Annotated in this window: 3 protein-coding genes and 4 pseudogenes; all 7 read right to left on the bottom strand. The window is 53.4% G+C overall.

Going from position 1 to position 2,530, the window contains the following annotated elements; translation table 11 throughout:
- Positions 1-191, bottom strand: a pseudogene (locus ACJHYR_RS27440) (restriction endonuclease subunit M); the annotation flags it as partial.
- 84 nt (positions 192-275) lie between these two features.
- Complete coding sequence (locus ACJHYR_RS27435; RefSeq protein ID WP_085975623.1) at positions 276-473, bottom strand: DUF957 domain-containing protein; 198 nt, start codon at positions 471-473, stop codon at positions 276-278.
- 62 nt (positions 474-535) lie between these two features.
- Positions 536-698 (bottom strand): annotated as a pseudogene (locus ACJHYR_RS27430) (DUF5983 family protein); the annotation flags it as partial.
- Positions 695-1,071, bottom strand: a pseudogene (locus ACJHYR_RS27425) (TA system toxin CbtA family protein). The pseudogenes ACJHYR_RS27425 and ACJHYR_RS27430, both read right to left, overlap by 4 nt.
- Before the next feature lie 90 nt (positions 1,072-1,161).
- A complete protein-coding gene (locus tag ACJHYR_RS27420; RefSeq protein WP_039023579.1) occupies positions 1,162-1,530 on the bottom strand; it encodes a type IV toxin-antitoxin system YeeU family antitoxin in 369 nt (122 codons plus the stop codon).
- 49 nt (positions 1,531-1,579) lie between these two features.
- Positions 1,580-2,212 (bottom strand): annotated as a pseudogene (locus ACJHYR_RS27415) (antitoxin of toxin-antitoxin stability system).
- A 14-nt stretch (positions 2,213-2,226) separates the two neighbouring features.
- Positions 2,227-2,448 carry a DUF987 domain-containing protein gene (locus ACJHYR_RS27410; protein WP_000692315.1) on the bottom strand — a complete coding sequence of 74 codons (222 nt, stop codon included), beginning with the start codon at positions 2,446-2,448 and terminating at the stop codon, positions 2,227-2,229.
- Between the last annotated feature and the right edge of the window lie 82 nt (positions 2,449-2,530).

Below are 2,530 nucleotides of genomic sequence, written 5' to 3'. Positions count from 1 at the left end.
GCCCAGTCCGGGGCGGCTTTACCGCCAATACTTTCCGTCAGTGCTGAGATTTCTGTCAGTTGCCGGATAAGCGTGTCGATTTGCAGCAGTGTACTCTTTCGTACAGCCAGGATGTGTCTGATACTTGTGGAACAGATAACGGCTGTATGTCCGTTGACCGCGTTCGGGTGGGGGATTGTGATATATGACATTATGGGGTTTCCTTTCTGTTTATAAACGAAAACGCCAGCTCTGTTCAGGCTGGCGTCAGGAGAATGAAGTCTGGTGAGTGAGATTCACCGGTTCTGGTGCAGAAGTTGCAGTTGGTGCAGGGTACGGATATCCTCCCTGGCCTGTTCAATACAGGGCAGCAGTGCTGCCGAATCCGTTTTATCCTCATCGTTGTCGAAAATAATTCCGGACCCGCAGTCGATATTGTCCTGCAGCCACGCAATGAGGATATCCAGCGCTGTTTCAGTGGTTAATGGCATCACGCTCTGTATCACTGTATTGTCTTCCGGCAACTGATGAGAGCTGGCAGAAGTCGCCGGTGTTTCGGTAGCGTCACGTTCATCCACCACGCGGAGTGAATAACCGTATTCAGCGACCTTGTTAATCAGTTCAGCGAGATTTACACCATCAATGTCAACGACAATGCGCCCCATGTTCAGTGCCTGCACGTTAATGCTGTCGGCTTCCAGCGTCAGGGAAAGTTTCATCGTTTCGCCCCCGGATGCTACCCAGGGTAATGTTATTTACCATTCTGTAGTTATTACGTGTCATCAGGCCTGTTGCCCGGCGGGCCCGGAGAATATCGATGCTGTTGATTAACTGCGACGGGGCTCCTGCGCTGAATCCCGGCTGGTCGGTACGTACCAGTGCGTATTTTTCAACGAGAAAGTTCACCGCATCGCACAGTGAAATGCCGGCCTCAATATGCTGCTCAATCACACGTTCATCAGCGAACGGTGTGTCATTCAGTGTGAGGCCATAGTGCTGGTCCAGCAGACGGATGAGCAGTGTCTGCCAGATGGTGACGGGAGACGGGCAGCACGATGCCTCCCGTACATGTGTGTCGGGTAATAATTTCATACTGAAGATTTTCCTGATATGAGAGATTAAATTATGGGGAGAGTGGCGTGGTGAAAACACCTGGCCGGAGCAGAAGGTTATTCCGGTGGTTTACTTTTTCGTTTCGGGCGTCGGATAAACAGCCAGATAAACGTAACCACAACTGCCGAGGGTGTCGGCTTCGCAGGTCAGCCCTTTTGCATACAGCGTGACGGTATGCTGATGGCGGGGATTCAGTTCACCGCTGGTGAGCATGAGTTCCAGTTGTTTCATCAGCAGCGGAAAGGCCTGGTCCAGATGGTATGCATCCGCATCGCTGAACCGGCCTCTGATGCCGGCGCGGTCGGCAAGGTAATGCAGGCGGTTACCCTCCTGCACCAGACGGGCGCCAAAACAGGGCCTCACTGTGCAGGGAAGCCCCCACCAGGGGCGGTCGTGATTGTCGTCGGGATGAGTTATCCCGGAGAGTGTGTCTGACACGATAAAATCCTCTCTGAAAAGTGGTTAAGAATGGTTTAACGATGACAGGTCAGCCGGTGCGCTGACCGGTTTCGGTGAAGATGTATGCATTGATGAGAATGGCCTCATCCACAGCGGCGTCTGAGGTCATCTGGTCGTACTCGTTTTCCAGTTGACGGTACAGCCAGAAGGCCAGGTCGCGCAGGGCTTCGCTGACAGCGGCTTCCGCATCGGCTGTCATAGCCTGACCAGTCGGACTGTTCCGGGTAACAGTGATAACGGATGGCAGTAACGTCCCCGGTGGTGGATTTCAGCCTGCAGTTGCCAGAAGTTACGTTTCTGCACCGCCTGCAGGGCATCCGCGATACGATGAAGCTCACGGTTCTGCGGGGCATACTCCCGGACTCTCCTGGTTGTTGCTGACTGCCAGTGCCAGCGTCCTTCAAAACAGGCTCCGTCCCTGGCTGCAGAATCCGCTGAACCAGATGCACGGCTCTTCCATAAACCTGCCGTTGCTGAGACGGATAACACGCTGGCAGAGGTCAATTCCGAAAATGCCACAGACCTCCCTGACGTCCTCATACACGTTTTCATACCAGTTGCTGTCAGCATGATGCTGACGGTACCCGTCGCGGGCTTTTTCCCGTGCCGGGCAGGAAAGTTCATCCAGCGTATACACTGTGATGGTGATAATTCTGCTCATCAGAATGCCCTGACTCAGTTCAGGGTGACGCTCATCAGCCGGACATACGGGCCAAAACTGTCCTTACGACGTTCTGCAAACACAGCCAGCACACCGGGAATATCCTGCACTTCACGACCGGTATACGTTTCAGTGCTGCCGTGCCAGCGGTATTTGCCGGTACAGAACGGAAAAAGACGGGATGCAGGATGCTGTTGGTGAATACGCATGGCTTCACCACGGGTGATGATTTTCATAATGGGATACCTCTGAAGACAGAAGATAAAAGTGAAAACAGGTGTGATGTGGTTGTGACGGGTTAAAGCAGACCATGTTCGG

This window comes from Escherichia sp. WS1450, assembly GCF_046487395.1.
Taxonomy (GTDB): domain Bacteria; phylum Pseudomonadota; class Gammaproteobacteria; order Enterobacterales; family Enterobacteriaceae; genus Escherichia; species Escherichia coli.
The sequence above is the reverse complement of the archived record's forward strand: the minus strand, read 5'-3'. Positions and strand labels throughout refer to the sequence as shown.

Bases quoted from the DNA above. Each gene is read 5' to 3' on its own strand.
- ACJHYR_RS27410 (WP_000692315.1), bottom strand. From the start codon at position 2,448: ATGAAAATCATCACCCGTGGTGAAGCCATGCGTATTCACCAACAGCAT.